The organism is Pseudomonadota bacterium (assembly GCA_018817425.1).
Lineage (GTDB): Bacteria > Desulfobacterota > Desulfobacteria > Desulfobacterales > RPRI01 > RPRI01.
Map to the genome: position 1 here is coordinate 21,400 of JAHITX010000042.1, position 7,064 is coordinate 28,463.

Here is a 7,064-nt window from a genome sequence, read left to right on the forward strand (position 1 = left end):
ATTTTAATTATTGAATCTATTTGTATTTTGTAATATGTTGTTTCCCTAAATATTTTGTTATTATAAATATAATATCAGATTTTATTTTTTCCAGTTATTTTTCTTAAAAATTTTAATTTAAAACCCTTGTTTTAATTTATTTTTCCCGGGCTTTGTTGATGAACTTATACAAGTCTATCACAAATAAGGGCTCAAACAAAAGAAAGAGGTGAAAAATTGGACAAAAAAACGCCGGGTACTAATTACAAAGCAAAATACAGAGAAGTTACAATCAAGACTTCAGATGGAGCAATCTTTCAAGGGAAGATAAATCTTTCTTTAAACCAGAGGGTTTCCGATATTTTTACGAAATCCGATGCCCCGTTTGTAGTCATGGTTGATGCCTTTACCAAGGAAGGCGGAGGGAAAATCCTGTTTATCAATAAAAAACATATAATTTGGGCTGAACCCATGGAAAACACGGATAATCAATGCTGATGGGCTCGTTATAAGTCTTAAAACCCCAAACCGTCATGCCGGCTTTCGCCGGTATAACGGTTTGGGAGCTTTTTGCGAATTCATTTATTAGAGCCACTTTCAAAACGTTTCAGTTATGGTCAAGCTCAAGGCGGGGGAAAATTTTAACCGCAGGAATACATGGCGTATTTCGAGGATTAAAATTTGAGCCCAACGCAGAGATCGGCCAAAATGGGGCATTTTGAAACTGGCTCATTTGACTTCCTTTATAAAATTTTCAAAGTTTTTCATAGAGTTGATGCTATATGCTTTAAAAGGATAATCCTTGGGCAAGATTTTTTTCACAAGCCCGGTCAGCACTGTGCCTGGCCCGATTTCAACAAATATTTCAACCTGATCATTAATTAACCTGTTGATTGAATCAAACCATTTTACCGGATTGCATAACTGTTTTCCAACAAGGTCTCTGATTTCTGAAGGTTCCGATGCGATATCAGCACTTACATTGTGGATAACAGGTGTTTCGGTTTTTTCAAAAGAAAAAGTGTTAAGATATTCTATAAACTCTTCTTCCGCCCCTCTGATTAATTCAGAATGCCATGCCCCGCTAACTTTTAAAGGTATTGCCTTTGCGCCTTTTTCACATGCAATATCAGAAGCTTTTTGTACTGCTTCCGGTTCGCCGGTTATAACGATCTGAGTCTTTGTGTTATGATTTGCAACTGATACAATACCCTCTTTTTGTATTCCCGATACTATCTGATCAACATCTTCTATAGACAGGCCGACTATAGCATGCATGGCTCCTTTATGCTTAAGCGATTCGCGGTGCATGAGCTGCCCGCGTTTAAAAACAAGTTTAAGGGCATCCTCGTTTGAAACAGTTTTGGCTGCACAAAGAGCGCTGTATTCTCCCAGGCTGTGTCCGGCAGAAAAAGCCGGTACGATACCCTCTTTTTCAATGGCTGACAGGAATGAAAGATTTACTGCTGTTACGCAGGGCTGAAGATTGATTGTTTTCGTCAGATCTTCCATAGGGCCTTTAAAGCACAGCTTAGAAATGTCCATTTTACATATTTCCGAAGCCATTTCAAAAATCTCTTTAACAAAAACAAATTCCTGATAAAAATCAAGCCCCATGCCTACGCTTTGTGATCCCTGTCCGGGAAACAGAAATGCAATTTTTTTCAAATCCATCCTCCAGTTTTAATGGTTTATTGAATAATTTAATCATCAAGTTTAAATAATTTGCGAACAACATCAATATATATTGAATTGCTTGGGTGACAGCCATCCCTTTTTAATAAATGAATAGGATTATGCATTATTTTGTTTATCAGGGCATTTTTCATCCTGCCCAAAGCTTGCCTGTCACTATCCGAAAGCCTGTCAGAAAGATTGATGGATTGCATGGTTTTATCAATTTCTTCTGATACGATTAAATCAATTTTATTTCTTAATTCTACAATGGTAGGAACAGCGCCAAGATTGTCATACCATTTTTTAAAGCTTATAACCGCTTCATCAATAATTCTTTCACCCTTGATGGCCTCTTTATTTCTATCTTCGATATTCTCATCAATAACACCATTTAAATCATCTATATCATACACATAAGTATTATTAATCTTATTTATTGCAGGATCAATATCTCTTGGAACTGCGATATCAATAAAGAAAAGAGGACGGTTTTTTCTGCCGGGCATTATATGCTTTACCTGATCTTTTGTAATTATTATATCGGGGGAACCTGTTGAGCTTATAATAATATCCACCTGTTTAATAAATTCGGGGATCTCCTCAAAAGAAATAACATTGCCACCGAATCTTCTTGCAAGCTCAAAACCGTTTTTTAATGTTCTGTTGGCTATAAAAATTTCTTTTACTTTGTTTCTGATAAGATGCTCAACAGCAAGTTCAGCCATTTCTCCTGCACCTATCAAAAGTACTTTCTTTTCTTCGAGCAATCCGAAAATTTTACGGGCAAGCTCAATTGCAGCATAGCTTATAGAAACGGCATGGCCACCGATTCCGGTTTCGGTTCTTACTCTTTTTGCCGTAAAAAAAGTTCTATGAAGAAGCCTGTTTAATATCACTCCGGAAGTTTTTCTTATTGTAGCAATATTGTAAGCTTCTTTTATCTGCCCTAAAATCTGAGGCTCGCCTATCATCATGGAATCAAGACTGGATGCAACCCTGAATATGTGGCGAACGGCTTCTTCGCCTTCGTAAACATAAATTGCTTGTTCGAATTTGGTAAGAGGTACGTTTTTAAATGCCGAAAGTTGTTTTTTTGCCGTATCAACCGCTATTGCTTTATCATTAACCGCCATTAATATTTCAACACGATTGCATGTTGAAAAAAGCACGACTTCATTTATTGAATCCGCTTCTTTAATGGCGTCAAGCATAGCCGCTGTTTCGTTTTTTGAAACAGCAAGGCACTCTCTTATTTCCACCGGAGCGGTTTTATGATTTAATCCAAGCAATACAATTTCAAGCATATATATTTCAAGCACCCGGTATTATCTTGTGAATACTACGTGATGCCCTTTCAGAAGAAAGTTAACTCCAAAAAAAGTAAAAAGTACAACCACAAATCCAATAATAGCCATTATCGCAGCTTTTCTTCCTCTCCAGCCGATAGTCAAGCGACCATGAAGAAGTGCCGCATATAACAACCATGTTATGCCGGCCCAAACCTCTTTAGGATCCCAGCTCCAGAATTTTCCCCAGACTACCTTGGCGTAAGCAAAGCCGGTTATAAGTCCTGCGGTAAGCAAAGTAAAACCGGCTATTATGCAGGCGTAACCGATACTGTCAAGCAAATTAAGCGAAGGAAGCCGCTTGTAAAAAAAGCCGTGCTTTTTTTTCTTGATGGCATTTTCCTGGGCAATGTACAAAAGACCCAATCCACAGGCCAGCGCAAAAGCGGAATGGCCGATAAATATTGAAACAACATGCATTATCAGCCAGATACTATTGAAAATCGGTTGTGATTCAACATATTTTCCGGAAGCAAGCATCGCAGCAACAAGAGATAAAGCAGCGAGAAAAGCGGCATATCCGCCAAGAATTTTAATTTTAAATTTGTAATGAAAAGCAAAATAAACCCCGGCAATCGCCCAACCTGTAATAAGAAGTGTTTCATGTAAATTTCTCACAGGCAATTGGCCTGTTTTTGCGTAATGATAACCTATCAGTATTGAATTGCAAAAAAAGCCTATTGCAAGAAATATGTGGCCAAGCCTGTGAAAATACTGCTTCTGTAGAAATAAAAATAAAATATATCCCGCAGCGCTTAATATATACAGCAAACTGGTTATAATTATCAGATCATTCATTTGTTATACCGTGGTCTTTTGGCTTTGTAAGGTCATAAAATTCAAATCCTTTTCCAAGAACTTCAAAAAGAACGGAATTAATCTTATCGGTGTCAGAATCTTTTATCATCTGAACAAGATTTTTGTCTATCAGTTCTTCAAAAAGATGCTTATGAGCTTCAGGTTCGTGTTTTGTACTTAGAAGTTTTTTCCTGACAGCTCCCATAAGTTTTAAAAACCGGGCATATTCATCGCCATATTGTTTTTCAAGATCTTTTCTTATTTTTTTTGCAAATGCAGGGCTTTTCCCCGAAGTTGAAACAGCTATTACAAGATCGCCTCTTTTTACAAGCGCCGGAAGAATGAAATTACAGGCTTCGGGCCTGTCGGCAACATTGCATAACATATTTAACTTTTTCGCATCCATACTTACCTGCCTGTTAAGTGTCTCATTATCAGTTGCGCAAATAACAAGAAACATTTTGTTAAGGTCGGACTCAACATAGGCACGTTTTTTTAATGTAACTAACCCGGTTTCTGCAAGATTTAACAGATTATTGCTTACGGCAAGGCTTACGACAGTCACTAAAGCGCCACAATCCAAAAGAGTCATGACTTTACGTGTGCCAACATCTCCACCTCCCACCACAAGACATGGCCGATTTTTAATATCAAGATTTACCGGATAATATCTCACCCGATTTTTGTCTCCTCTACATTCATTATTTCTTATTCAATATTCAGTATTCAAATGGCTTTATTTTAATTTAGTTTATGCTTATATGACTTACCCCGGCAGATATATCTTCATCAGATCTTCGGCTATTATAAGATCGCCGGGATAGGTTTTTTTGCATTGAGCCCTGATATCAACCTTGTCACATTCCGGGTACAAATGAGTTAAAATAAGCTTTTTAACCTTTGCTTTGGCAGCTATCTTACCGGCAACCGAAGGTGTTAAATGCCCATTAACTTTTAATTCATCCGGAAGAGCAGATTCGCAGATCAATAAATCCGCATTGTAAGAAATTTCAATCAGGTTATCACAATAATCAGTATCACCCGAATAAACAATACTGCAACCATTGCTTCCGGTAACTTTATACGCAAGGCTTTCTTCGTTGTGTTCTACCGGCAAATATTCTAAAACAGCATCATCTAATCGCATATCTTTTTTATAAGTATCAAGTTCAATTATATTTAAAACACAAGGCATAAGATCTATCCAGTTGCCAAATACTGCTTTAAGTCCGGCATAAAAATTTAATACCCCTTGCCCGCCGATTATAGACAAAGGCATTTTACGTTTGCTGCCGTCAGGATATTTATTGGCAAAAAGAAAAGATATTAATTCTCCTGTATGATCGGGATGAAAATGACTTATTAAAATATGTGATATGTCATATATTTGGGTGCCGTTTTCAAGAAGCCTTCTTATAGTGCCTGCACCACAGTCAATGAGAATTTTTGTTTTTCCCGTTTCTATCAAAACGGAACAGGAGCTTCTCTTAAGTGACGGGACACAAGTTCCGGAACCTAGTATTGTAACCAACATCTCTTTATAGTCAGAATCAGCTACTTCTTTCGGGGCTTTTTTTCTATCCTGGTGATTATCCACTTTAAAACCATTTCATCGTTTGCAAGGTCAATATTATCCTTTAAAGCTGAAACAGGAAATTCTGCCCTTGCCATACTTTTGTGTCCCCCGGCAGAGCCTAAATTACCGAAAGCTTCTTTTGCAACTTTGCCGGCGTTTTTTCGTAAACCATCGTTTCTTAAAATAACCACAAGAACATCATTATATATGCCGGAGACTATGCTCCATTGTATATAGCTGACTTTCATAAAGAAATCTGCCAGAAGTACACAGATATCAGGATTAACAACTTGTCCTGCATGAACAAATATTTTCCCTTTACGCTTTTTCATGGTTTCAAGAGCATGCTTAAAATATTTTAAAAAACTCAAATTAAGTTCCGCTTGCTCTATTTTTCTGGCGATATTAATATTTGCATGTCTGAAAAGAAACTGAAAAGCTTTGATATCTTCAACCACAGCTTTTCTTTCAAAATCGCTGGTATCAATCTTAATGGCATAATACAAAGCAGTTGCAAGCTTATATGAAGGTTTTATCTTTGCAGCTCTTAGATATTCGGTAAGCATGCTTGCAGTTGCACCATATTTAGGCCTTATATCTTTATATTCGGCTTCATAATTTGTTTCAGGATGATGGTCGATAATGACATTATATTGAAATTTTGAAAAAGCTTCATTATGATTCGGCTGTGAATCTACAATTACAAAACTGGTATATTTTCCCCCGTCTATCTGACTTATATGCACAAGATTTACGCCAAGCAATCTTACCATTGCCAGGTTATCAGGGCGCTTTATTATATTTATGCTTGAAATTGTAACACTGCTTACCTTTCCCCATAAAAGTCTTTTAACTGCCATTGCGCAGGCGATAGCATCGGGATCAGCATTTATTAAAACCAGCACATTATCTTTACCTGTAAAACGGCTGTAGAAATTATTTAGTTTTTCAGATGCTGAAGTCAACATAATTTAGTATAGATGTATTTAAGTTTTTTTAGCTTTTCTTACACTTTAAAGCTTGTATTTTAGGAAAATTTCTCTAAAACTATCACATATTACCTAAGCTTGTAAATATCTTAATGAAATATGATGGATTCCTGAATTATGAAATATTTATCAGATTCTGCCTTATTATGGGCCAACATTGTGCTCTTGCTTTTGCTGTTTGTAAAGTTTGCCACAAAACCGTTAATTGATTTTTTGAAAGGCCGTAAGAAAAAGCTCTCAGAAGAATTTGAGAATCTTAAGATAAAAAAAGAAACTATTATTAGTGAGATAAAAGAGATAAACAAAACTATTAATGATAAACAATCCGGTTTAAAAGCTTCCAGAGAAAATAACATACAAGAAGCGGAACAAAAACTTTTTGAAACCATAAAAGAAGCAAAGCATGAAAGCAATTTGATTCTTGACAAGGCAAAACAAGAAACCGAAAACCGGATTTTACATGAAACGCAAAAGCTTTATTCCGAAATACGGGCAGAAATACTGCCTAAAACAGAGAACCAAAATAAAACCCCCGACGAATAAATTTTCGCCGGGGATTCAGCAATTCTCGGTGAAGTTAAGAAGATGCATAATATTACCACCCAGAACAAATCTTGAATTTATTTTTCGCAATCAGTAACGGAATATTTAAAATCCGGGCATTTTCGCAAAAAACCATAACATATTGATAATTAACAA

8 protein-coding genes are annotated in these 7,064 nt (G+C 36.5%); 2 read left to right on the top strand and 6 right to left on the bottom strand.

The window, feature by feature from the left end:
- Nucleotides 1-216: 216 nt before the first annotated feature.
- Nucleotides 217-477, top strand: coding sequence for a hypothetical protein (locus KKC46_08760; GenBank protein ID MBU1053905.1), 261 nt, complete (start codon nucleotides 217-219; stop codon nucleotides 475-477).
- Between the two features lie 231 nt (nucleotides 478-708).
- On the opposite strand, the gene fabD is transcribed toward KKC46_08760, so the two are convergent.
- The 6 genes from fabD to KKC46_08790 all read right to left on the bottom strand — a co-directional run bounded on the left by fabD (nucleotide 709) and on the right by KKC46_08790 (nucleotide 6,344).
- Nucleotides 709-1,647 (bottom strand): ACP S-malonyltransferase, encoded by a 939-nt coding sequence (gene fabD / locus KKC46_08765; protein ID MBU1053906.1) that lies wholly within the window; start codon nucleotides 1,645-1,647, stop codon nucleotides 709-711.
- Between the two features lie 35 nt (nucleotides 1,648-1,682).
- Complete coding sequence (hemA, locus tag KKC46_08770; protein ID MBU1053907.1) at nucleotides 1,683-2,960, bottom strand: glutamyl-tRNA reductase; 1,278 nt, start codon at nucleotides 2,958-2,960, stop codon at nucleotides 1,683-1,685.
- A 21-nt stretch (nucleotides 2,961-2,981) separates the two neighbouring features.
- On the bottom strand, nucleotides 2,982-3,800 hold the full coding sequence (gene ccsB / locus KKC46_08775) for a c-type cytochrome biogenesis protein CcsB (protein MBU1053908.1): 819 nt from the start codon (nucleotides 3,798-3,800) through the stop codon (nucleotides 2,982-2,984).
- Entirely contained in the window at nucleotides 3,793-4,476 is a 684-nt protein-coding gene (locus KKC46_08780; protein MBU1053909.1) for a bifunctional precorrin-2 dehydrogenase/sirohydrochlorin ferrochelatase, read from the bottom strand. Before KKC46_08780 ends, ccsB begins: the two co-directional genes overlap by 8 nt.
- A 90-nt stretch (nucleotides 4,477-4,566) precedes the next feature.
- Nucleotides 4,567-5,334, bottom strand: a complete 768-nt coding sequence (locus KKC46_08785) for a ribonuclease Z (GenBank protein MBU1053910.1) — start codon at nucleotides 5,332-5,334, stop codon at nucleotides 4,567-4,569.
- A 20-nt stretch (nucleotides 5,335-5,354) separates the two neighbouring features.
- Nucleotides 5,355-6,344 carry a DHH family phosphoesterase gene (locus tag KKC46_08790; GenBank protein MBU1053911.1) on the bottom strand — a complete coding sequence of 330 codons (990 nt, stop codon included), beginning with the start codon at nucleotides 6,342-6,344 and terminating at the stop codon, nucleotides 5,355-5,357.
- Nucleotides 6,345-6,482: 138 nt separating this feature from the next.
- Between KKC46_08790 and KKC46_08795 the strand changes: the two genes are divergently transcribed.
- On the top strand, nucleotides 6,483-6,908 hold the full coding sequence (locus KKC46_08795) for a hypothetical protein (protein MBU1053912.1): 426 nt from the start codon (nucleotides 6,483-6,485) through the stop codon (nucleotides 6,906-6,908).
- Nucleotides 6,909-7,064: the final 156 nt, after the last annotated feature.

What these genes read in the sequence shown, in the direction of transcription:
- KKC46_08795 (MBU1053912.1), top strand. Translation starts at nt 6,483, where the DNA reads ATGAAATATTTATCAGATTCTGCCTTATTATGGGCCAACATTGTGCTC.
- ccsB (MBU1053908.1), bottom strand. Translation starts at nt 3,800, where the DNA reads ATGAATGATCTGATAATTATAACCAGTTTGCTGTATATATTAAGCGCT.
- hemA (MBU1053907.1), bottom strand. Translation starts at nt 2,960, where the DNA reads ATGCTTGAAATTGTATTGCTTGGATTAAATCATAAAACCGCTCCGGTG.
- KKC46_08790 (MBU1053911.1), bottom strand. Translation starts at nt 6,344, where the DNA reads ATGTTGACTTCAGCATCTGAAAAACTAAATAATTTCTACAGCCGTTTT.
- KKC46_08785 (MBU1053910.1), bottom strand. Translation starts at nt 5,334, where the DNA reads ATGTTGGTTACAATACTAGGTTCCGGAACTTGTGTCCCGTCACTTAAG.